Genomic DNA, 23,036 nt, shown 5'->3' with positions numbered 1-23,036 from the left:
ATAATCCACATAAGGAACCTTCCAGAAACCATTGATTATTGCAATAAATCTGGTTCTGTCGCAGGGTTTCATAGCATAGGGCATAAGACCCAAAAAAAATCGAGTGGTGATCGGAGAGGCAGGTCACATGACAATACGTTCCTGGATCAGCGCAACCCTGCTGGGGTTGTCGTTAGTTGTGAGCCCAATCGGCGATGCCGCTTGGGCCCAAAATCTTCGCGTGGTTAAAAAGGGTACGGCGGAAACGCTGGATGTCCCCGTAAATCGCGCAATCGTGGTGGAAAGCGAACAACCGTTCGCAGACATCAGCATTGCCAATGCAGGCATAGCGGATATTTCGACCCTGTCGGACCGCACTATCTATGTTCTCGGTCGGGCACCGGGTACAACCACCCTGACAATGTTCGACGGCGCGGGTAATCTGATTACCAACGTGCGTGTGCGTGTTTCCCCTGATGTTTCGGAATTCAAAGAACGCTTGCGTCAGATTCTTCCCAGTGAGCGAATCGAGGTTCGGACCGCCAATGATGGGATCGTCTTGTCGGGAACAGTTTCCAGCAGTGCCAAACTGGCGCGTGCGCTTGAGTTGGCAGAACGGTATGCCCCTGAACGTGTATCGAACCTGATGAATGTCGGTGGCGTGCAGCAGGTCATGCTGAAAGTGCGCTTTGCGGAAATGAACCGCTCTGTAGCCAAAAACTTGTCGGCATCCTTGGGCTTTGGCGGTGGCGACACCACTGCGGGCTTCAATACCTTGAATAACCAGGGCGCACTGAACAACGCACTGGCGAACAACATCCCGTTTGTTCAGACAAATTCCGGTGCCATTCTATTCGGTTTCGGCGCGGGTTCGACGCAGGTTCGACTGCTTTTGGAAGCCCTTGAAACCAAGGGTTTGGTTCGCAGCTTGGCAGAACCGAATCTTTCTGCACTGTCTGGCCAAGAAGCGGAGTTCCTTGCCGGTGGCGAGGTGCCAATCCCAGTACCCCAAGGCGACGGTGTCGTTGCGATCGAGTATCGTCAGTTTGGCGTACAGCTCCTGTTTGTTCCGCGCGTCGTCGATGGCAACCTGATCAACCTGGAACTGGGTGCATCAGTATCGAGCATCGACCAGAGTGCGAACTTCACGATCAACGGCGACAATGTTCCCAGCTTCATCACGCGTCAAACACGGACAACCATCGAGTTGCGCGACGGTGAGAGCTTTGCCATTGCAGGCCTAATCCAGGATGATTTCACGGATCTGAACAGCCAGGTTCCCTGGCTTGGCGATGTGCCCGTATTGGGCGCGTTGTTCAGGAGCGCTCAGTATCAGCGTGAGCAGAGCGAATTGATCATCATCATTACCGCGCATCTGGTGTCGCCCACTCGTGGCGAGGCGCTTGCCCTGCCGACCGATCGCGTGAAACCGCCCAGCGAGTTCGATCTGTTCGTAAACGGCAAGATCTCTCGGACTGAACGCGCCGGAAATGGTGCAGCCTCTGAAGTTGCCAATCAGGATTTTGGCACCTCTTACGGCTACGTGCTGGACTGATAGAGAGGATAGAACCAATGGAAAAGTGGATCATCACACTGGGTCTTTCGGTTGCTGTCGCCGGTTGTACACGCGAGGCCGGGTACGAAATCGATCAGGGCACGTTTGGTAACGCTACACTGAACAACATTCAGGTCATGAATGGTGAGTTGACGTATGGCCAAATCCTCGCGCGGCGTTTCGCTGCCGAGGTGCCAACACAGATCAACTTTGCCTTCGATAGCGCGCAATTGGACGCTTCGGCGCAACGAATCCTGTTGCAGCAGGCGGCCTGGATCAAACAGTTCCCCGAGGCGCGGTTCCGTGTCTATGGGCACACGGATGCTGTTGGCTCTGACGCATACAACAAGCGATTGGGCCAGCGCCGCGCCAATGCAGCTGTTGCATTCCTGACACGACAGGGCATTTCGCGTTCACGGTTGGAAGCCGTTGTTTCCTTTGGAAAATCCAGACCATTGGTTGCCACCCAAGACCGGGATCGACGCAATAGGCGGACGGTGACCGAGGTATCCGGCTTCTTTGACCGGCATCCAAATATTCTCGATGGAAAGTATGCGGACGTGATCTATCGCGAATACATCTCAAGCGCGATCCCGCAGAGCTACATCCAAAGGCAAGAAGACGCCAGCGGCGGCGAATAATAAACAGGAGATGGGCGACATTGTCGCCCATTTCCCTACAATTGGTTCTTTTGCGCCCAATTCTCGCCCAACTTCCAAGCCACTTTGTGAACAATTGGGTGACCTGCGGCCAAAATCGACCGCATCGGGCGACAGCATACCAGAACTGAATCTTCTCGCGTTCAAATGGTTTGCTCAGCCCTCTCGATGAGGATTGTGTTAATGACAAGCGCGACGCCGCAAGACGATAATAACGCCATTTTGGCCTGCACGATCAGCCGTGATGTCCAGAACTTCGACCTTTTGATCGAGGATATGGAAGCTGCGCTGGGCGAACGCTGGGGTGATCTTGGATTTGCCGAAGCGCTTGCGTTCTTTAGCCAACCCGAAGCCAAGACGCTTCAATTTGTAGCGCTGGCGCTGGACGGCGATGACGAAGACAACCTGACACTGATGGGTGAGATCATCACTCAGGCCAAGGAAAAAGGCATTAAGGTTGTCTTGATCGCCGAGGATGTCACCCCTGCCGCATTGCATCAGCTGCTACGCAGAGGTGCGGACGAGTTTGTCCCCTACCCGCTTCCCGAAAATGAACTTCAGGAGGCCATCGATCGTATGCAACAACCCGATCCGGTTGTGGCACCACAAGCAGCGCCTATTGCGACGAACGGCTCCTCGAAAGAAGGGGCGCTTTTTGTCGTGCAGGGTCTAGCAGGTGGAGTTGGTTCTACAACCATGGCGGTCAATCTGGCATGGGAACTTGCAACGGTTTCAGCCAAAGAAGCCCCGAAAGTGTGCCTGATCGATCTAGATCTGCAATACGGCACAGTTTCGACCTATTTGGATCTGCCTCGTCATGAAGCCGTGTTCGAAATGCTCTCAGACACGGATTCGATGGACGAAGACTCTTTCGGACAAGCGCTCCAGACGTTTGAAGAGAAGCTGCAAGTTCTAACGGCACCATCTGACATGGTGCCGCTGGACATCATCACGCCTGAGGACATTCAGCGTGTGATCGACACCGCACGCGCGAATTTTGATTATGTCGTCATAGACATGCCAAAAACACTTGTTCACTGGTCAGAAACGGTTCTGCAGGCCGCCCATGTCTATTTTGCCTTGCTCGAGCTGGATATGCGCTCGGCCCAGAATGCATTGCGTCTGAAACGGGCACTGCAGGCCGAGGAATTACCCTTCAACAAACTGCGGTTTGCTATGAATCGGGCTCCGAAATTTACTGATCTCAACGGTAAAAGCCGGGTTAAACGTATGGGCGAAAGTCTGGGTATTTCCATTGATTTGCTTCTGCCCGATGGCGGCAAACCCGTCATGCAAAGCGGCGACCACGGTTTACCGCTGGCAAATTCAGCGGCCAAGAACCCACTGCGCCGGGAAATCGCCAAATTGGCTCAATCGCTTCATAGCCTTGGCAGCAGTGACGCCGAAGCCGCATAACTCAAAGGGGAGCTGCCGTGTTTTCAAGATACAAAAAACAGCCTTCGGCACAGCCGGTTGAAACCCAGGCGTCGAAAGTCGAAGCCCCGGCAGCAGCAGCTGCGGCACCAACTGCCAACGCAATTGCGCGCAAGCCGGTCAAGAAAAAGGCAGCAGAAGTTGTTGGAAACGACAAGGAACGCAAGCGCAAGGAACGGCTGGGCGAAATCAAGCTTGAGCTGCACCGCGAGCTTCTTGAAAACCTGAACCTCGCAGCCCTTGAAAAAGCCGAAGAATCCGAACTGCGGACAGAAATCAGCGCGATTGCCAGCGAAGTTCTGGAAGCCCGCAACATCGTTCTGAACCGTGAAGACCGCAGCCAGCTAAACAAAGAGCTTTATGACGAGGTCACCGGTCTCGGGCCGCTGGAAGCGCTGCTACAAGACGACTCGGTCAACGATATTCTGGTCAACGGCCCCCAGCAGATTTTTGTCGAACGGGCCGGTAAGCTTGAGATCAGCGACATCACGTTCAAAGACGAAAAGCACCTGATGCGGATCATCGACAAGATCGTTTCTGCCGTTGGTCGCCGTGTCGATGAATCCAACCCGTATGTTGACGCCCGCTTGGCTGATGGCTCACGTTTCAATGCGATGGTGCCGCCGATCGCGGTGGATGGTTCGCTTGTTTCCATTCGTAAGTTTAAGAAAGACAAGCTCGGCATCGACGATCTGGTCAATTTCGGTGCGTTTACCGAAGAAATGGCAGCCTATCTGCAAGCCGCCGTGTCGACTCGTCTGAATATCATTGTTTCGGGCGGTACCGGTTCCGGTAAAACGACAACGCTGAACGCGCTGTCGAGCTTTATCGACGACGCCGAGCGCATTCTGACCATTGAGGATACGGCGGAACTTCAGCTGCAGCAGACACATGTTGGCCGGATGGAAAGCCGCCCGCCCAACGTTGAAGGCAAAGGCGAGGTCAGTCCGCGCGATTGTTTGAAAAACGCCCTGCGGATGCGCCCCGACCGCATCATCGTGGGCGAGACCCGTGGCGCCGAAGTGATCGATATGCTGCAGGCCATGAATACCGGCCACGACGGATCAATGACCACGATCCACGCGAACTCGGCCCGTGACGGTATCTCGCGTCTTGAAAACATGATCGCCATGGCGGGGATCGAAATGCCGATCAAAGCGGTCCGCAGCCAGATCTCGTCGGCTGTGAATCTGATCGTTCAGGCCAGCCGTCTGCAGGATGGTTCGCGCCGGATGACATCAATCACCGAAATTACCGGCATGGAAGGTGACGTCATCTCGATGCAGGAAATATTTAAATTTCAACGTGTTGGCCTGACCCCAGACAACAAGATCATCGGTCATTTCACCGCCACAGGTGTGCGCAGCCACTATTCCGAGCGCTTCCGTCTGTGGGGCTTCGATCTGCCCGCCTCGATCTACGATCCAACCACGATGTAGGAGAACCAAGATATGCAACTGCCTGTCGAGGCGCTCATCTACATCGTGATTTTCGTCGGGGTCTTTGCCCTGGTCGAAGGTATCTATCTCGTCGCATTCGGAAAATCGATCAGCCTGAACAGCCGCGTCAATCGCAGGCTGGACATGATCGATAAGGGCGTCGGGCGCGAGCAAGTACTGGAGCAGCTGCGCAAGGAAATGCAGCAGCACATGAAGTCGCAGAGCATACCGCTCTACTCGCTATTGGCAGACAAGGCGCAGAAGGCGGCGATCGCCTTCTCTCCTCGGCAGTTGATTGTGATCATGGCACTGGTTTCAGGGCTGGCTTTTGTAGGTTTGAGCGTAGGAACAGCTACCGAACCGACGCTTCGGGCGGCTCTATCGGTCGCGATCGGGGTCGGAGCGGTGTACGCTTGGGTCAATAACAAAGCCAATAAACGTATGGCCTTGATTGAAGAACAATTGCCCGACGCGGTGGAACTGATGGTTCGGTCACTTCGCGTCGGAAACCCATTTGTTTCTTCGATCCAAATCGTTGCTAACGAGGTCGAGGACCCCCTTGCGACAGAGTTCGGTGTTATCTCGGATGAATCCGCTTATGGCCGGGATGTCGGTGAAGCACTCAAGGATATGGCAGAGCGGCTGGACATGCAGGATTTACGGTTTTTGGCCGTCGCCGTTTCGATCCAGCAGCAATCGGGGGGGAACCTTGCCGATATTTTGGCCGGATTGGCCAAGGTGATCCGCGCACGTTTCCGACTGTTCCGCCGGGTGAACGCCATCACCGCAGAAGCCAAATGGTCGGGCAAATTCCTGTCGGGCTTCCCGGTCGCCTGTCTGCTGTTCATCATGGTCAAAGATCCGAACTATTACGACGCCGTGATAGACGATCCGCTTTTCATTCCGGCATGTTTCTTCGTCGGCATCACGCTGACCTTGAACCTGATCGTCATGCGTATCCTGACCGACATTAAGGTTTAAGAGGCCCAAAGATGGAATTTTTGAACCAGATCAATGAACTGTTGAAGCAGAACTTGGGTGAATTCGGTCCGCTGATTGTCGTGGGTGTTTTGGGATTGTTCATGATCCTTGTCACAATCCCGCTGATGCTGAACCAGCCGGAGGACCCACTAAAGAAGTTGCAGCGGTCAAATTCACCGCCCAAAAACAATAAAAAAGAGAAGAAAGAACGGCTCAGAACCGCCAGCCGAAACGAGCAGCTTGAAAAATTTGCCAATTTCCTCGAACCAAAGAATGAGGAAGAGTATACCGCTGTTCAGCTTAAGCTACGGCAAGCCGGCTACCAGTCCAAGGACGCGGTTCGTTTCTATCACTTCGCTCAGTTCGCATTGGGCATAATCGGAATACTGATCGGCGTCTCACTGGTTACCGTGTTTGCCGGCGATCAGGAAATTGACTCAACACAAATCCTCATACGCGTACTTGGACCTGGTACTGCGGGATACTTCGTGCCTAGATACTGGATCACGCGGCGCGTAGAGGAACGCAAGGAAGCGATCGTAAAAGGTTTTCCTGATACGCTCGATCTGATGTTGGTATGCGTCGAGGCCGGGCAGTCCCTGGATCAGGCCATTGTAAGGGTCGCGTCCGAGATGAAAGCATCTTACCCAGACATCGCGCTTGAGTTCGAGGTTGTCGCCTACGAAATGAAAGCGGGTAAAGAAAAAGACACCGTTTTGCGCGACTTCGCGACGCGATGCGGCGTTCAGGACGTTAGCGCGTTCGTCACCGTGATGATCCAATCGGCGACATTCGGGACATCCATTGCCGAAGCGTTGCGGGTTTATGCCGATGAAATGCGTGACAAACGCGTGATGCGCGCCGAAGAGGCAGCGAATAAGTTGCCAACCAAAATGACGCTTGCGACAATGATGTTGACCGTCCCTCCTCTGCTGGTCATCCTTGTTGGACCTTCGGCAAAAGGTATTATGGAGTTTGGAAACCGATAACGCCTTCCCGCTTCTTCGCTGGGTTGCCAAATCAGGTTGTTGGCACCTTCGTATGACAATTCCGGCCGCCATGGTTTTCACCATGGTGGCCTCTTGCACTGAAACAGGCGCGACAGACGATCCGTTTGCCCCTGGCGTCGATCCTGATGGGCCTGCGGTAGATGAGGTGACGGTCGGAAACCGATTGATGGCGGCGGGCGAATATGAGCTTGCACTTGAATCCTTCACCCGTGCCGCGTTGCAACAGGGTATGACCCCGCAAATCCTGACTTCGCTTGGGACAGCTAATTTGGGATTGCGCCGGATTGGCCAAGCTGAACCGCTATTGCGTCGTGCTGTCGAGGACGATCCCGAGTGGCCTGTGGCATGGAACAACCTGGGTGTCTTCTTGGTGGAAACGGGCGAATATGCCGAAGCCGCGCAGATGTTCCGCAGAGCCTATGCGCTGGACAATGGCGAAAGTGACGCAATCCGCGACAATCTGCGGTTAGCACTCGCAAAAATGGAAAATCCTGTTAATAATACCCCACAAGAACAAGAATTTGAACTGGAGCAGCGCGGCAACGGGCAATTTGTTCTGCGTAAAATCCAGTAATAGAGGCAGAGCAGTAAAGGACGCACAAAAATGCGCCAACCCTTCTTGATTCCGACGATGCTGGCGTGCGGGCTGGTTTTGGCCGCCTGCGCAAAGGAAACCGAAGAGGAAAAGGTTGAACGTACTTTTCAGGAAGTGAACGTTATCGACGAGACCAACCTGAATGACGTGATGCTGAATGCGGCCGATCCCAATGAGGCGGTGACCTATTTCCAAAGTGCGGCCGCCAAGAACCCCGACCGCATCGACCTGCAACGAGGACTAGCGATCACGCTGACCCGTGCAAAGCGCAGCACTGAAGCTTCCGCCGCGTGGAAACGTGTGCTGAGCATGAAAGGGGCCAACAACGCCGACCGTGTCGAATACGCTGATGCTCAGATTCGCAGCGGCAACTGGGATGGCGCAAAGGCGACATTGGACAAGATCCCCCCTACATATGAAACCTTTAAACGGTATCGGCTTGAAGCGCTGGTGGCAGATGCCAAAAAAGACTGGAATCGCGCCGACCATTACTACGAAACCGCGGTGGGCCTGACGACCCGCCCTGCCGGAGTCATGAACAACTGGGGCTATTCCAAACTAACGCGCGGGCAATATGCGGAAGCCGAGCGGCTGTTTACCGACGCCATTAGGCAGGACAATTCTATGTTCACCGCCAAGAACAACCTTGTTCTGGCGCGCAGCGCGCAAGGCAACTACAGCGTCCCTGTTGTCCCAATGACGCAGACCGAACGGGCGAAACTGTTGAACACCATGGCCATTTCAGCCGTGAAACAGGGGAATATCAACCTGGCCAAGAACCTCTATCGCGAGGCGATTTCCACCCACCCGCAGCATTATGACGAGGCGGTCCGCTCGCTTCGGGCCCTTGAGGACGCCTGATCCATGATCATACCAGCGGCAGCGGCGGCCTGGTTTCTACCTTTTGTTCTGCCGATCTGTTTCTACGTTGCCTTTACGGATATGCGTGAGATGCGGATCAAGAACCACGCTGTCGTCGCGCTGGCGGTTGTTTATCTCATCGTCGGGCTTATCGCATTGCCACCGTGGTCCGGTCCGTGGATCCCCGGCAACATCGGGCCGTTAACCCTGACCCTGCCTGTCTACGGATGGCAGCTGCTTCACATGGTTGTCGTTCTTGTTATCGGCATCGTGCTAAATGCAGCTGGTGTGATGGGGGCCGGAGACGCGAAGTTCTGTGCCGCAGCCGCAGCGTTTGTCTGGGTCGGTGACCTGATGTGGGTCATGGTGATTCTGACGGCAACTCTGCTGGGAGCGTTCTTTGCCCACCGGTTGGCGAAATACACCCGGCTGCGCCAGATCGCACCACATTGGGAAAGCTGGGATCGCGGCAAACAGTTCCCTATGGGTCTGACGCTGGCTGGCAGCCTCGTTGTTTATTTGATTTTGGGCATAATCCACGGATCGTGAACAATCATCAGCGCGCCTTGCCCGCGCCTTTGTCCTGCCACAAATCCGCGCCAAATTCTTCCAAAGCGGCCCCGCAAGGGCCTTTTGCGTGATTTTTGGATGGACGAGCCCCGCTCATGAATATGCAGACCTCCTCTGTGATTGCCCCCCCTGCCCCTAAAGGCCTGGGAGAAATGCAACTTCCGCTGGTGATGATGCGGGACATTCTGTTGAAGACCGTCTTTCGCAAGAACGTGGATACGGTCAGCGAAATTGCGGGTGCCATCTGTCTGCCCGGGTCCGTGACACAGGAACTAGTTGATATCGCACGCGAGCAGAAACTGCTTGAAGCGACCGGGACTCTGAACGCCAACTCCGGCAATGAAATGGGCTATCAGCTGACCGATGCAGGCAAGGCCCGGGCGCTGGACGCGTTGAGCCAGTCTGAGTATTTCGGCGCGATGCCCGTGCCGCTCGATGTTTACCGCGAGCAGGTCAAGCGCCAGTCGATCCGCAACATTCAAGTCACCCGCGACCAGCTAACCGGCGCGATGGGCCATCTTGTTCTGCCCGACAGCCTGCTGGATCATCTGGGCCCGGCGGTCAGCGCCGGTCGCTCAATTCTGATGTATGGCCCTCCGGGCAATGGTAAATCCTCGATCTCGAACGGCATTCGTGATGCTTTGGGGGACAACGTCTATGTTCCGCGCGCAATCGAATATGCCGGTCAGGTGATTACGGTCTACGACCCGATCGTGCACACCGCGATCGAGCAAGAAGAGGACGATCCCAACAGTCTGCGCCGTCGCAAGCGGTTCGACACTCGCTATGTTCAATGCGAACGTCCCACCGTTGTGACTGGTGGTGAACTGTCACTGAGCATGCTGGATTTGGTCTACAACCCCACCGCGCGTACCTATCAGGCGCCTTTGCAGCTGAAATCCACCGGCGGCATCTTCATCGTGGACGACCTTGGACGTCAGGCAGAGCCCCCTCAGGCCCTGATCAACCGCTGGATTGTTCCGCTTGAAGAAAGCAAGGATATCCTTGGCCTGCAATCGGGTGAGAAGTTCGAAGTACCATTCGACACGCTGGTTATATTTTCGACCAACTTCCACCCGAATGAGATTTTCGACCAAGCGGCCCTGCGCCGGATTTTCTTCAAGATCAAAATCGACGGCCCGAACCAAGAGAACTTCCTGAAGATCTTTGCCATGGTCGCCCGCAAGCGCGGTATGCCACTAGACGAGGCGGCGCTAGTGCATTTGCTGAAGGTCAAATACCCGACCATCAACAACATCTACGCAAACTATCAGCCGATCTTCCTGATCGACCAGATGATCTCAATCTGCGAGTTTGAGGGTATCCCGTATCAGATGAGTCCGGACCTGATCGACCGAGCCTGGGCCAACATGTTCGTGAAGGAAGAAAAGATCATTCACTGATCCCCTGGTCCTGGTTTCCATGGCCTGAGGGCTGCGCTAGGTTCGTCGGATGGTGCAGATTCCTCCGGCAATCCAAAACTGGTTTTCGAACAAAGGCTGGTCGATTCATCCGCATCAGCAAGAAATGTTTGAGCGGGCGAATGATCCCGCGACCCTTCTTATCGCTCCAACTGGTGGCGGCAAAACCATGGCCGGTTTTCTACCTTCCCTGGCCGAGTTGGCCGAAGGGCAGCATGACGGATTGCACACGCTTTATGTGTCTCCTCTCAAGGCGCTGGCAGCGGATATCAGGCGCAATCTGCGCGTTCCCGTCGAGGAAATCGGCCTGCCAATTCGGATCGAAGATCGCACCGGCGACACATCGGCCACGCAGAAGAAACGCCAGCGCGCCGATCCTCCACATATCCTGCTGACCACGCCCGAAAGTCTGGCGTTACTTACTTCATACGAAGATGCTCCGCGCATGTTTGCTGGGGTCCAGCGCATTGTTGTCGACGAAATACATGCACTTGCAGAAAGCAAACGGGGGGATCAATTGATGCTGGCGCTCGCACGATTGCAGACACTCTGCCCCGATCTGCGCCGCGTAGGCTTGTCCGCCACGGTTGAAGACCCCGAAGGCATCGCACGATTTCTAGCCCGCAATCCCAATCCTTGCCGAGTTATTCAGGCTGATCCCGGCCCTGACCCCGATATCTCGATGCTGCAAACACAAGAGATGCCGCCATGGTCGGGCGGTGGCGCAGCCTATTCCATCCCCGCTGTGATGGAGCAGATCAAAAAGCACAAGACGACACTTATCTTTCACAATACTCGGGCGCAGGCCGAGATTTTCTTTCACAACCTCTGGCTCGCCAACGACGACGCTCTGCCCATTGGTATTCACCACGGCAGTCTGGATCGGCAACAACGCGAACGGGTCGAGGCTGCGATGGTCAGGGGTGATCTGAGGGCAATTGTCTGCACCGGCAGCCTCGATCTGGGGATCGACTGGGGCGATGTGGATCTGGTGATCCAGATCGGCGCGCCGAAGAACGTCAAGCGGCTGGTGCAGCGGATCGGGCGCGCAAATCACCGCTACAATGCCCCTTCCAAAGCTATTCTCGTCCCAGCCAACCGGTTCGAAGTGGTCGAATGTGTTGCTGCACTGGAAGCTGTGCAAGAACATGATCTGGATGGCGACCCCCGCGGGCCAGGACCCAGGGACGTTTTGTGCCAGCATATTCTGATCGCCGCCGCAGCGGGACCCTTTGATGCAGATGCACTCTACGCCGAAATGACGGCTGCCGGGCCTTATGCGCAGATCACCCGTGCTGAATTCGATGCCTGTTTGGAATTCTGCGCCACCGGTGGATATGCCCTGCGAGCCTATGATCGGTGGCAGAGGCTTCAGCAGCGCCCGGATGGAGCGTGGCAATTGCGCGACCCGAGGGCGGCACAGCGTATCCGCATGAACCTTGGCACGATTCAGGACACCGACACGCTGAAGGTTCGGCTTAAGCGTAATCGCGGGGGCAAGCCTCTGGGTGAGGTAGAGGAGGGATTCGCGGCCTCGCTAACCCCCGGTGATACCTTTCTGATCGGTGGTCAGATCGTCCGCTATGAGGGTCTGCGAGAGATGGTGGTCGAGGTCAGCCGCCGCGCTGACCGCAAGCCCAAGATCGCGACCTTTTCGGGCACCAAGTTCGCCACGTCCACCCAGCTGAGCGACCGAATCCTACGGATGTTCGCACAGCCGGATTGGCCTCAACTGCCCGGACATACTGCCGAATGGCTGGGTCTTCAGCGCGAGATATCACGCCTGCCGCAAAGTGACCGCCTGTTGATTGAGAGCTTCCCTGACAGGGGGCGCGAGCATCTATGCGTCTACGGATTTGCCGGCCGCAATGCGCAACAGACGCTGGGCTTGCTGTTGACCAAACGCATGGAGGAAACCGGCCTTGCGCCGCTGGGATTTGTAGCCACTGACTATGCCACCTTAATCTGGGGGCTGGATGCGGTGACCGATCCGCGCCCACTATTTCAGTTGGACGCGCTACGAGAAGGATTGGAGACTTGGCTGGCGGGTAACGCCGTGATGAAACGCACATTTCGTGCTTCGGCCACAATCGCGGGGTTGATCGAACGCAACACTGGTGGGCAGCGCAAGAGTGGTCGGCAGGCGACATTTTCGTCAGATATCCTCTATGACACCTTGCTGAAATACGATCCTGACCATCTGCTGATGCAAATCACCCGCGAAGAGGCCATGCGCGGGTTGGTCGATTTCGGACGGATCGAAGCCATGGTCGCCCGGATCGGAGACCGGATTGACCTGCTGCGGCTAGACCGCGTCTCACCCCTGGCGGCGCCTCTGTTCCTCGAAGTTGGCAAAGTCCCCGTCAAGGGCGAAGCCGAGGAACGCCTGCTTGCGGAAGAAAGTGCCCGGTTACTGCAGGCCGCCGGATTGCAACCGGCATAAACCACTTGCGCAATCCGCAAAATCGTATGAAGAACGGATCATGAACAAGATCGCGTTTTCATTTTCCGGCCAAGACCTGACTGCGCTTGGGTCGGGCGCACTATGGTGGCCGGAACAGGGCTTGCTCTGTGTTTCTGATCTGCATTTAGGAAAATCCGAACGGATCGCCCGCAGGGGCGGCCCGACCTTGCCGCCGTATGACAGCCGCGAAACATTGACCCGATTGGCAAGTGATCTTGCCCGTACCGGTGCCACGACGGTCATCTGTTTGGGGGACAGCTTTGACGATCTCGATGCCTCGGGCGCGTTGGCTGCTGAGGATAGGCAACAGATCACCGCCATGCAGGCTGGTCGACGTTGGATCTGGATCGAGGGGAACCATGACCCCGGCCCGGTAGAAATGGGCGGCACACATCTGTCCGAGTGGGCTTGCCACGATCTGATTTTTCGCCATATCGCCCAGCAAAACAGCGCAGGTGAAATCTCGGGCCACTACCACCCCAAAGTTAACCTGAATGCCCGAGGGCGCTCGATCACCCGCCCGGCTTTTTTGCTGGATCAATCACGTCTGATCCTTCCAGCTTATGGCGCTTACACTGGGGGGTTGCGCAGTTCAGCAGAGGCTCTGAGCGGCATCATGGCACCGGATGCGCGGGCAATTCTGACCGGTGCGCAGCCTCAACTCATCCCGATGCCCAGATAGGTTCTAGAGCAACCCGTCGTCCACGAGCTGTTGCTTGTATTTCCTGCTGACAGGAACCTGATCGCCGTTGCTGAGGTACAAAAAGGATTTTCCCTTTTCTTTTTCGACCCCAACAATCGCCGAATCCACGACCCAGTGAGAACGGTGCGTACAATGGCCTTGTACCGGCTCCATCTCGGCAATCGCGTCGGTAAAGCGCGAGCGGATTGTAAACGTGCCATCGGACGTGACCACGTCGACATAGTGATCGCGCACGGTTAAGCGATAAACCTGCCCCTCGAAAGTGGCGGGCAAACGATTGAAAAGACGTGGTCTGGGTTCGAATACCGGTGCTGCAGTTTCTTCCCGTTGACGCACCAGAAAAAGTCCGGTGGCGAAGAGAAGACCATAAGGGGCGACTTTCAATATGCCCGGTGCCATCAATCCATTTAGCGTGAACAGAACCCAGGTCAGCAACCACAGCGACGGGGCAAACAATGTCAGGATCAACAGGACGAAGGCAAAATCACGCACCAGCAATCCTGATCGATTGAGCCGTTCGCGTACCAACTTTCCAGCCGACCAAGTCGCTGCAAGCGCGAGCAGCATAACACCTGTCCAGAACACCATCCGCTGACTGAATGGCAGTGTCATATCCCGAAAGGGGGCAAAGGAATACGCCAATAAAGGAATAAAAACGAGGCCCGCCACTACCCGTTGAAGGCTTATTAACGAGAGGATCGGACTCAGCTTCATCATACCAGGTAACGCACCTCGCCAAAGGTAAAACCATGAAACACGAACAGACAGGATTATAACCCCTTAAACGGCTGGAATAGAAGGATTATCACCGACCGACGCTAGGTCAAGTCAAGATGTAGTTATACAAATATCCTAATCTAATGAAAAAGGCCGGAGAGCTTTTCGCTCTCCGGCCAATTCAATCATGGACGTTGCACCCGGATTGAACACCGAGGCTGCTATTAAGCAGTCAGACCTTCAGGTTCAGGCAAGCCGTTTGCGCGGCAAGCCGCGGTGAGCGTGTTCGCAAGAAGGCAGGCGATCGTCATAGGGCCAACTCCGCCGGGAACAGGGGTAATCGCACCAGCGCGTTCTGCCGCAGTTGCGTAGTCAACGTCGCCAACCAGCTTGTTCTTGCCGTCGCGTTCGATCCGGTTGATGCCGACATCGATCACGGTTGCGCCTTCCTTGATCCAGTCACCCGGAACCATCTCGGGGCGACCAACTGCGGCGACCACAATATCAGCACGGCGCACAACATCGGGAAGGTCTTTGGTGCGGCTATGCGCGATGGTCACGGTGCAACTGTCGCCCAGAAGCAACTGCGCCATCGGCTTACCCACGATGTTCGACCGACCGATCACTACAGCATCCATGCCGGACAAAGAGCCGTGGTGATCGCGCAACATCATCAGACAGCCCAGCGGAGTGCACGGCACCATTGACTTCTGACCTGTTCCCAGCAGGCCCACATTCGAGATGTGGAACCCGTCCACATCCTTTGCCGGATCGATCGAGTTGATCACCAGATCTTCGTTCAGATGCTTGGGCAGCGGCAGTTGCACCAGAATGCCGTGCACCGCAGGGTCATTGTTCAGTTTGTCAATCAGCGCCAGCAGGTCCGCCTCGGACGTGTCCACATCCAGCTTGTGCTCGTACGAGTTCATGCCGACCTCGACGGTCATCTTGCCCTTAGAACGGACATAGACCTGACTGGCCGGGTCTTCACCTACCAGAACCACCGCCAGACCGGGGGTGATGCCGTTCTCTTCTTTCAGCTTTGCAACCTGGTCAGCCACCTGTGCGCGCACTTTGGCGGCAAAGGCCTTTCCGTCGATAACCTGCGCTACCATTCTTTGATCCCTTCTTTCACAAAACGGATCGGGCGCACTAGGCGCCCGTTTCTTCAGTCTGGGCCGAGCACGCGTTCTTCGCGGGCAATCGACCAATCAATCAGTATACGCCAGAGCTTTTCGGCAAGATCGGGGTCCATACCCAACTCATCCGAGCTCTTGCGGACGCGCTGCACCACATCTTCGACACGTTCCGGGATGCGGGCGGGCAGGCCCTCGCCGGGTTTCAGCTGCGACGCGCGGTCGATATAGGTTGCGCGCGTTACCAGCAATCCAATCAATTGGCGGTCCAGCTTGTCGATCTGAGGCCGCAATTCCTGCATCGAATGACAGTCTTGCGGAGGTATCAGAGTGGGCATTTTGGTCTCCTGCGGCCCGGGGATATCCCCGGACCACGAGATGTCTTATTTGAGCGCTTAGAACAAGCCCTCGATCTCACCTGCGTCGTTAAGGCAGATGGTTTCGGCTGCCGGTTTGCGCGGCAGACCGGGCATGGTCATGATCTCACCACAGACAACGACGATGAAACCAGCACCGGCGCTCAGGCGCACCTCACGCACCGGAACCGAATGGCCGGTGGGCGCGCCACGCAGGGTTGGGTCGGTCGAGAACGAATACTGTGTTTTCGCCATGCAGACCGGCAGGTTGCCATAGCCCGCTTCTTCCCATTCGCGCAGTTGGTTGCGGATCTTGTTGTCGGCCAGAACTTCGTCGGCGCGATAGATACGCTTGGCGATAGTTTCGATCTTCTCGAACAGCGGCATGTCGTCTGGGTAGATCGGTGAGAAGTTCGCGGCGCCGTTTTCGACGATTTCGACAACTTTTTCGGCCAGAGGCGCAGAGCCATCCGAACCCAGTTCCCAGTGACGCGACAGGATCGCCTCAACACCATGCTCGCCGCAGTAGTCCTTGACCGCCTGAACTTCGTCATCGGTGTCGGTGACGAAGTGGTTGATCGCGACGACAACCGGAACACCGAAGGATTTGACGTTTTCGATGTGGCGACCCAGGTTGGCGCAACCTGATTTCACAGCGTCAACGTTTTCCGCACCCAAGTCAGCCTTGGCCACACCGCCATTCATTTTCATCGCGCGCACGGTGGCAACCAGTACCACTGCCGACGGAGCAATACCCGCCTTGCGGCACTTAATGTTCATGAACTTCTCGGCACCGAGGTCAGCACCAAATCCCGCTTCGGTGACAACATAGTCGGCCACTTTCAGAGCGGTTTTGGTTGCGATAACCGAGTTACAGCCGTGCGCGATGTTTGCAAACGGGCCGCCGTGGACGAAGGCCGGGTTGTTTTCCAGCGTCTGCACCAGGTTCGGCTGCATCGCGTCTTTCAACAGAACGGTCATTGCACCTTCTGCCTTGATATCGCGGCAGTAAACCGGGGTCTTGTCGCGGCGGTAAGCAACGATGATGTCGCCCAGACGCTTCTCCAGATCTTTCAAGTCGTTTGCCAAGCAGAGGATCGCCATGACTTCGGACGCCACGGTGATGTCAAAGCCTGCTTCACGCGGGAAACCATTCGACACGCCGCCCAGAGACGCCGTGATCTGACGCAGAGCACGGTCGTTCATGTCGACGACGCGGCGCCATGCAACGCGGCGTGTGTCGATTTCCTGCTCGTTACCCCAATAGATATGGTTGTCGATCATCGCCGACAGCAGCGAGTGGGCCGAGGTGATGGCGTGGAAGTCACCTGTGAAGTGCAGGTTCATTTCTTCCATCGGAACAACCTGCGCGTAACCGCCACCTGCGGCGCCGCCCTTCATACCGAAGTTCGGGCCAAGCGAAGCTTCGCGGATACAGATCATCGCGTTCTTTCCGATGCGGTTCAAGCCGTCGCCCAGACCTACGGTGGTGGTGGTCTTGCCTTCACCTGCGGGGGTTGGGTTGATCGCGGTCACCAGGATCAGCTTGCCGTCTTCGCGGTCCTGTACCGAGTTGATGAAGTCCTGGCTGACTTTGGCCTTGTCATGGCCGTAAGGCAGCAGATCATCGCTGGAGATACCCAGCTTCGCGCCGATTTCCTGAATCGGCTTTTTGTTCGCCTCGCGGGCAATCTCAATGTCGGATTTGTAGCTCATTGGGCAGGGTCCCTGATTGAATTCCGTGCAAAACCGACGCACGGGCGTCGGCGCTGCGCAACATATACTGATGTACACAACACTGATGGCTAAGGATTCCGACATTTTCATGCCGCGAAACGGCGTTGCGAGAAATCGTAATGCGCAAATCGGAAACGGATTGAACCTATGGGTTCCAAAGGGGCTGATCCGGCACAAACAATTGCATCTTGTCGCCGCGTTTCAGAGCTCCCGGGCGTTCGACCCAAGCCGTTATCCCGCGTCGCCCTTTGGCCGCAGGTTTGAATGCCGCCCCGTAACCGGTGTGATCCGCCTCGATCTCGCGGCCCGGAAGAACGCAGGGGGCGTTTTCCATGTCCACAGTGATCGTCAACCCGCTCTCGGCCTTCAACCGCGACGACGGAGGGATATGAGAGAAATCGGGAATGCCCTTTAGGACAATCGAAGCCCCAAGGTAAGACGGATCAAGCGTTGCCAACTCCATCTCAGCCGCAATATCACCCAATTCCTCTGCCGACAGCACTGACAGTTGCCGCACATTCCGGATCTCGGTGCCCTTTTGATAGAGATTCGCTACCCGAACACAGGACGCCCGATTGAGCCCCTGATGCCGTTCCCCCTGAACGCCATCAAAATTCAGATCCAAAGCGTTGACAGGCTTGGCCCGCAAAGACTGGCCTGCTGGAACATAGCCCAGCCATACCACCTTGGCTGAATATTCTGTTTCACGCAAGAATGGCATGAGGCGCCCCCTTCAATGACAGGTTAGCAGGCATAATGCCCAGCAACGCCCTGATGAAAAGAGAAAACCCGGAGGCTGGCTCCGGGTTTTGCAATTATGCAGTGGGTTCTGGTTCCATCCCGCCATCTGGCGGCGATTTCTTGGACTTGGTCTTCGGGATGGCAGTTACGCTGGGGGCGTTGCCCTCATCGGGGCTGTCACCCTCATCATCGCTTTCGGTGGGCGGTTCGCCATTCATGACGCGCTTGATCTCCTCGCCGGTCAGGGTCTCATACTCAAGCAGGCCTTGCGCCAGTCGCTCCCATTCCTCGTTCTTGTCGGTCAGGATCTTGTGCGCGCGTTCATAGCCTTGCTGGATCAGGCGCTTTACCTCTTCTTCGATCAGCTCTTTGGTATGGGCCGATACCGAGAACCCGGCGGTGTTGCCCTGATAGCCTTCATGCGCCTCGGCATAGTCGATGTTGCCGACCTTGTCGGACATGCCCCAGCGCATCACCATGGCGCGCGCCAACTGGCTGGCCTGCATGATATCGCCCGCAGGGCCATTCGAGACGTGGTCCTCACCATACTTGATCACTTCAGCGGCTTTACCGGCCATGGTCATGGCCAGCTTCTGCTCACACTCATCGCGATGATAGTTCAGACGATCCATTTCGGGCAGCGACACAACCATACCCAGCGCTCCACCGCGCGGAATGATGGTCGCTTTATAGACCGGATCGCACAGCGGCAGTTCCAGACCCACAACGGCATGGCCGGCCTCGTGATAGGCGGTTTTTTCCTTCTGGTCCTGCGTCAGCACCATCGAACGGCGCTCAGCCCCCATCATCACCTTGTCTTTGGCGTTCTCAAAGTCCTCCATGGTGACAAAGCGACGACCGACGCGGGCGGCCATCAATGCGGCCTCGTTCACGAGGTTCGCCAGATCAGCACCCGAAAAGCCCGGCGTGCCGCGCGCGATGATGCGCAGATCGACATCGGGACCCAGAGGCGTCTTGCGCGCGTGAACGCCCAGAATTTTTTCACGGCCTTTGATGTCGGGGTTGCCGACGGTCACGTTACGGTCAAACCGGCCCGGACGCAGCAGCGCGGGGTCCAGAACGTCCTTCCGGTTGGTGGCAGCCAGAATGATCACGCCTTCATTGGCCTCGAAACCGTCCATCTCAACCAGCAGCTGGTTGAGGGTCTGTTCGCGTTCGTCGTTTCCGCCGCCATAGCCAGCACCACGATGGCGCCCCACGGCGTCAATTTCATCGATGAAGACGATACAAGGCGCGTTCTTCTTGGCTTGCTCGAACATGTCACGCACACGCGATGCACCAACACCAACGAACATTTCAACGAAATCGGAACCCGAGATCGTAAAGAACGGCACACCTGCCTCGCCCGCAATCGCACGGGCAAGCAGCGTCTTACCAGTGCCCGGAGGGCCCACAAGCAGCGCGCCTTTGGGAATCTTACCGCCCAAACGCGAAAATTTCTGCGGGTTGCGCAGGAATTCCACGATCTCTTCCAGCTCTTCCTTGGCCTCGTCGATGCCCGCAACGTCGTCGAACGTCACCCGGCCATGCTTTTCGGTCAGCATCTTGGCCTTGGACTTGCCAAAACCCATCGCACCACCTTTGCCGCCACCCTGCATCCGGTTCATAAAATAGACCCAGACACCGATCAGCAGCAGGAAAGGCAGCAGCGTGATCAGGAACGACTGGAAACCCGATTGCTGCTGTTTTTCAGCACGTACGGGGATGTTCTTGTCGATCAGCAGCTTCGTCACCTCGGCATCGGTGGGTTTGATGGTGACAAAGTCCTGATTCTCATTCGTGCGATAGCGGATCTGTTCGCCATCCAGCGTGACGCTGGTGACGTCTCCGGCGTCCACGGCGCTGACGAATTCGGAATAGGTGCGTTCATTGTTCTGAAGCGACCCGCTGGGTCCACTGAATAGGTTGAACAGTGCCAGGATCAGCAGAAACAGAACGACCCAGAAGGCGATGTTGCGAGCGTTGCCCAAGGAAAATCTCCCGAAAGGTTTCGGCAGGTGGGGACCTGCCGGGGTTGTTCCTTAAAATAGAGAGGATTGTGGCAGGTTCAATGAGATAAAATCACCGCATCGAAGTCGGACCTTTCTGGAAGCAGTTCGGCGCGCCATTCGTTTGCAAAACCGACCAGGGGTGCAGCCAATAGAGTGCCTTCGGCCCAAACCGAGGGCGTCGACAACACTGCAGCGCGAGGTTTGCCCACAGAGCGCCAGTTTTCCAGCTGCAATATACCATCCTCACCAAGCGCCCGGATTTCCGCAACTTCAGTTTTTGGCCCGGACATAATCCAACGCCTGTCCCAAGGTTCTGAGGGGCGCGCGTGCTGATTGCTGACGGCGTTTAGCTCTCTGCAAATCCAAGTTTTTTTGCCTTCCGGGGTAAAAATACAGCCCCTAAGGGTGGCCGTCTGAGCAGACGATATCGAATCCAACACTTGATCCACCGCTTTGTGTCGTGGCGGATACTCTCCCCCTGCGATCCATGAAACAGACGCGGTCACAAGCCGACGACGGATTTCTTCGGGCAGAGTTTCGAAACCTTCGCGATCAATGCAAAGATCGCCATCCGTCACCGTCATGCACCGGAAAGCGGATTCTTGCGCGTATTGCGCCAATGCTTCACGCGCTTGCGCCATATTTTCAGCGACCCGTGATAATGACTCTGCCGTGATCCCGATTTGATTTAATCCGGAAAGTGCCTGGCGGGCTTTGATCCGGTCAAAACGAGAGTCCTGATTCGACGGATCATCAATCCACGAAATACCTTGCGCAGTCAGATATTCCCGAAGATCGGAGCGTGTCGTGGACAGCAATGGGCGCAGCAATGTGACCAGACCTTCTTTTCGCGATAGAGCCATGGCCGAAAGCCCCGAAACGCCCGAAGCACGGGCCAGCCGCATCAGTACCGTTTCAGCCTGATCATCCTCCGTGTGGCCCAGCGCAACTGCCTCTAGGCCCTTCGATTCGGCCCACGCGACCAGCAACCGGTATCTCGCACGCCGCGCCTGATCCTGCAGATTTCCGGATCCATCCCACCCCTGCCATTTCAGCGTTTCATGAGGAATGCCTAAGCGCTGCGCCAGGGTTGCGACAGCCAAGGCCTCTGACGCAGATTCAGCTCGCAGGCCGTGATCAACGGTCGCCGCAAACAGCTCGATCTGCTCTTGTCGCGCGATATCAACAAGTAATCGCAACAGGGCAGTCGAATCACTGCCCCCTGATACCGCCACCCCCAGACGGCGCGGCAGTGGATCGGGCAGACCTGCCCGCAAATTGGCCCGAAGCGTATCGGCGTCAGAGGTCAAGAACAGCCCAGCGTTGCCATTTCCTGTGTGGCCGAAGCAGCTGGTGCCGATGCCGGAAACCGAACGCCAACTTCGCCGAGAGTGATGCAAGCCTGATCGGTTTGGCCCAGCTGTCCAAGCGCTGCGCCCAACTCAAACAACGCCTCGGGTGCCAGAGGCCCTTCGGAGTCGCCCGTGAAGCTGGCCAGAAAGGCGCGCGCCGCTTCGCGTGTATCGCCCACCCCTTTCAGCGCCTGCCCGCGCCGCAGGTTGGCTTGGCTCGCCAGCGGGCTGCCCGGATAGGACTGGTCGAATTGCGCAAACAGATCGGCCGCGGTCTGGAAATCTCCATCCACCAGGGCCTGCGAAGCGGCATCAAAATCCGCTTGTTCACCGACTGCAAGCTCACCCTGATCAGTGACCGTGGGTTGCGTAGGGTTGGGGGTGGGTGCCACAGCCACATCGGTCGATGTCTCACCACCCAGCGTTGAGGTTTCACCCAACGCGCTCAGATCACCGCCTTCAAGTTCAACCAGACGAAACTCCAAATCACCGATACGGTTGGTGCCATCGGTCACGACATTCTGCACCCTTTGGTTCAACTGCTCGGTCTGGCGTGTCAGGCGCTGCAATTCTGCCTCGATCGCATCAACGCGCTCAAGCACGGAACTGCCAGACAGGTTTGGCGCGGGGGACCCAGTGGTTGAAAACTCGCGCTTGAGACGCTGAATTTCCACATGCAGCACGGTTAATTCCTGACGGATATCCGCCAGCGTCTGCTGATCCTGTGCCTGTGCCATACCAGCGACGGTCACGACCGCCGCCAGAACCAAACCTGCAATTCGCATCATCTTACCCCAAGGTTGAACCGGTCAGCACCGTCACCGCGCGGCGGTTTTTCGAATAGCAATCCTCGGTGCTGCAAATTTCGATCGGGCGTTCCTTGCCATAGCTGACGGTGGTCAACCGGTTGCCTGCCACCCCGCGTGAGATCAGATACTCCCGCGCCGCATTGGCCCGACGAGCTCCAAGCGCAAGGTTGTATTCGCGCGTGCCCTGCTCGTCCGCATGGCCTTCGATATTGGCGACAAAATCCGGATTGGCGAGCAGCCAATCGGCCTGCCCTTGCAGAATCGTCTGCGCCTGCGGGCTGAGCGTGGACTGATCGACCGCGAACAGAACCCGGTCACCAACTGTCTGCTGGAAATAAGCCGGTGAGCGCGGATCACTGGGTGAGCCCGGAACCAGCGCGCCGCTGCCACCAGCGCCGCCACCAAGAGCCGACGGATCATTATTGGAACAGGCCGCAATCAGGGTCAGCGCCCCAATTGCCGCGACTTTGCTCAACAGTTTCATCTCAAGTGCCTCGTGTTTCGT

At 56.5% G+C, this 23,036-nt stretch carries 21 protein-coding genes; 12 read left to right on the top strand and 9 right to left on the bottom strand.

Going from position 1 to position 23,036, the window contains the following annotated elements; translation table 11 throughout:
* The first annotated feature begins 127 nt into the window (after positions 1 to 127).
* The 12 genes from ACR0MP_RS00890 (at position 128) to pdeM (ending at position 13,650) form a co-directional block, all read left to right on the top strand.
* The gene (locus tag ACR0MP_RS00890) at positions 128 to 1,534 is read left to right on the top strand and encodes a type II and III secretion system protein family protein (protein WP_170404336.1); all 1,407 of its coding nucleotides are present in this window, start codon (positions 128 to 130) and stop codon (positions 1,532 to 1,534) included.
* Between the two features lie 17 nt (positions 1,535 to 1,551).
* Positions 1,552 to 2,175 carry an OmpA family protein gene (locus ACR0MP_RS00885; protein WP_170404339.1) on the top strand — a complete coding sequence of 208 codons (624 nt, stop codon included), beginning with the start codon at positions 1,552 to 1,554 and terminating at the stop codon, positions 2,173 to 2,175.
* Positions 2,176 to 2,376: 201 nt separating this feature from the next.
* Complete coding sequence (locus ACR0MP_RS00880) at positions 2,377 to 3,609, top strand: AAA family ATPase (protein ID WP_170404342.1); 1,233 nt, start codon at positions 2,377 to 2,379, stop codon at positions 3,607 to 3,609.
* A gap of 17 nt (positions 3,610 to 3,626) precedes the next feature.
* Positions 3,627 to 5,066: a TadA family conjugal transfer-associated ATPase gene (locus ACR0MP_RS00875; RefSeq protein ID WP_170404345.1), complete on the top strand. Its 1,440-nt coding sequence runs from the start codon at positions 3,627 to 3,629 to the stop codon at positions 5,064 to 5,066.
* Positions 5,067 to 5,078: 12 nt separating this feature from the next.
* Positions 5,079 to 6,047 (top strand): type II secretion system F family protein, encoded by a 969-nt coding sequence (locus tag ACR0MP_RS00870; RefSeq protein WP_170397358.1) that lies wholly within the window; start codon positions 5,079 to 5,081, stop codon positions 6,045 to 6,047.
* Between the two features lie 11 nt (positions 6,048 to 6,058).
* On the top strand, positions 6,059 to 7,036 hold the full coding sequence (locus ACR0MP_RS00865; RefSeq protein WP_480885546.1) for a type II secretion system F family protein: 978 nt from the start codon (positions 6,059 to 6,061) through the stop codon (positions 7,034 to 7,036).
* 52 nt (positions 7,037 to 7,088) lie between these two features.
* Complete coding sequence (locus ACR0MP_RS00860; protein ID WP_480503818.1) at positions 7,089 to 7,631, top strand: tetratricopeptide repeat protein; 543 nt, start codon at positions 7,089 to 7,091, stop codon at positions 7,629 to 7,631.
* Positions 7,632 to 7,661: 30 nt separating this feature from the next.
* Positions 7,662 to 8,513 (top strand): tetratricopeptide repeat protein, encoded by an 852-nt coding sequence (locus tag ACR0MP_RS00855; RefSeq protein ID WP_170397362.1) that lies wholly within the window; start codon positions 7,662 to 7,664, stop codon positions 8,511 to 8,513.
* 3 nt (positions 8,514 to 8,516) lie between these two features.
* Positions 8,517 to 9,062: a prepilin peptidase gene (locus ACR0MP_RS00850; RefSeq protein WP_170404351.1), complete on the top strand. Its 546-nt coding sequence runs from the start codon at positions 8,517 to 8,519 to the stop codon at positions 9,060 to 9,062.
* 116 nt (positions 9,063 to 9,178) lie between these two features.
* Positions 9,179 to 10,486, top strand: a complete 1,308-nt coding sequence (locus tag ACR0MP_RS00845; protein ID WP_170397365.1) for an ATPase — start codon at positions 9,179 to 9,181, stop codon at positions 10,484 to 10,486.
* A 49-nt stretch (positions 10,487 to 10,535) separates the two neighbouring features.
* Entirely contained in the window at positions 10,536 to 12,947 is a 2,412-nt protein-coding gene (locus ACR0MP_RS00840) for a ligase-associated DNA damage response DEXH box helicase (RefSeq protein WP_480885543.1), read from the top strand.
* A gap of 40 nt (positions 12,948 to 12,987) precedes the next feature.
* A complete protein-coding gene (pdeM, locus tag ACR0MP_RS00835; RefSeq protein WP_170404357.1) occupies positions 12,988 to 13,650 on the top strand; it encodes a ligase-associated DNA damage response endonuclease PdeM in 663 nt (220 codons plus the stop codon).
* A 3-nt stretch (positions 13,651 to 13,653) separates the two neighbouring features.
* Here pdeM and ACR0MP_RS00830 read toward each other — a convergent pair whose 3' ends face one another.
* The 9 genes from ACR0MP_RS00830 to pal form a co-directional block, all read right to left on the bottom strand.
* Entirely contained in the window at positions 13,654 to 14,388 is a 735-nt protein-coding gene (locus tag ACR0MP_RS00830) for a LytTR family DNA-binding domain-containing protein (RefSeq protein WP_480893661.1), read from the bottom strand.
* A 224-nt stretch (positions 14,389 to 14,612) separates the two neighbouring features.
* Complete coding sequence (gene folD, locus ACR0MP_RS00825) at positions 14,613 to 15,503, bottom strand: bifunctional methylenetetrahydrofolate dehydrogenase/methenyltetrahydrofolate cyclohydrolase FolD (RefSeq protein WP_170397373.1); 891 nt, start codon at positions 15,501 to 15,503, stop codon at positions 14,613 to 14,615.
* 53 nt (positions 15,504 to 15,556) lie between these two features.
* Positions 15,557 to 15,862: a chorismate mutase gene (locus ACR0MP_RS00820; RefSeq protein ID WP_170404363.1), complete on the bottom strand. Its 306-nt coding sequence runs from the start codon at positions 15,860 to 15,862 to the stop codon at positions 15,557 to 15,559.
* A gap of 57 nt (positions 15,863 to 15,919) precedes the next feature.
* Entirely contained in the window at positions 15,920 to 17,596 is a 1,677-nt protein-coding gene (locus ACR0MP_RS00815; RefSeq protein WP_170404366.1) for a formate--tetrahydrofolate ligase, read from the bottom strand.
* A 166-nt stretch (positions 17,597 to 17,762) separates the two neighbouring features.
* On the bottom strand, positions 17,763 to 18,338 hold the full coding sequence (locus ACR0MP_RS00810; protein ID WP_480885539.1) for an MOSC domain-containing protein: 576 nt from the start codon (positions 18,336 to 18,338) through the stop codon (positions 17,763 to 17,765).
* Between the two features lie 94 nt (positions 18,339 to 18,432).
* Positions 18,433 to 20,349, bottom strand: coding sequence for an ATP-dependent zinc metalloprotease FtsH (ftsH, locus tag ACR0MP_RS00805; RefSeq protein ID WP_170397380.1), 1,917 nt, complete (start codon positions 20,347 to 20,349; stop codon positions 18,433 to 18,435).
* A 77-nt stretch (positions 20,350 to 20,426) separates the two neighbouring features.
* A complete protein-coding gene (tilS, locus tag ACR0MP_RS00800) occupies positions 20,427 to 21,680 on the bottom strand; it encodes a tRNA lysidine(34) synthetase TilS (protein ID WP_480885537.1) in 1,254 nt (417 codons plus the stop codon).
* Positions 21,677 to 22,507, bottom strand: a complete 831-nt coding sequence (gene ybgF, locus ACR0MP_RS00795) for a tol-pal system protein YbgF (RefSeq protein WP_170404791.1) — start codon at positions 22,505 to 22,507, stop codon at positions 21,677 to 21,679. Before ybgF ends, tilS begins: the two co-directional genes overlap by 4 nt.
* A 4-nt stretch (positions 22,508 to 22,511) precedes the next feature.
* Entirely contained in the window at positions 22,512 to 23,015 is a 504-nt protein-coding gene (gene pal, locus ACR0MP_RS00790) for a peptidoglycan-associated lipoprotein Pal (RefSeq protein WP_170397385.1), read from the bottom strand.
* Positions 23,016 to 23,036: the final 21 nt, after the last annotated feature.

This window comes from Ruegeria sp. K3, assembly GCF_056531845.1.
Note: the sequence above shows the minus strand (reverse complement) of the source record. Positions and strands in the feature narration are given on the sequence as shown.